The organism is Xenorhabdus santafensis, from assembly GCF_033949405.1.
GTDB classification, from domain to species: domain Bacteria; phylum Pseudomonadota; class Gammaproteobacteria; order Enterobacterales; family Enterobacteriaceae; genus Xenorhabdus; species Xenorhabdus santafensis.
This window is the reverse complement of the sequence record NZ_VCDN01000458.1, coordinates 1-389: the sequence shown is the minus strand read 5'-3', so window position 1 is coordinate 389 and position 389 is coordinate 1. Positions and strand designations below refer to the sequence as shown.

Below are 389 nucleotides of genomic sequence, written 5' to 3'. Positions count from 1 at the left end.
AGTGCAATTGTAATTCCTTCTTTTTGTCGTTCGCGGATTCTTTTTCTTTCATCTTCAGCCATATAACTTAATAACTGTAAAATTAAATCTGAAATAAGAGTTTCAATTCCATTTAAATCTTTATATTTCATAGTGTTAAGAAGTGGCATATCTAACACAACGATATCAATCTTTTTTTCTTTAATTAATTCTTGCCATTCGTCTAAAATCATTTGTTTATTTCTTCCCAAACGATCTAATGATTGAATATATAAAACATCGTCGTTTCTCAACATACGTTTCATAAGTTGATATTCAGGACGTTTAAAATCTTTTCCACTTGCTCTTTCTATAAAGATGTATTCTTCAGGAATACTTATCTCTGCTGCGATTGCGAGTTGTCTCTCAAT

General features: G+C 29.8%; 1 protein-coding gene. It reads right to left on the bottom strand.

The genetic code is table 11. The annotated features are described in order from the left end of the window. Positions 1-389, bottom strand: a 389-nt coding sequence (locus FE392_RS20945; protein ID WP_319932004.1) for a recombinase family protein, incomplete at both ends; no start/stop codon positions are given.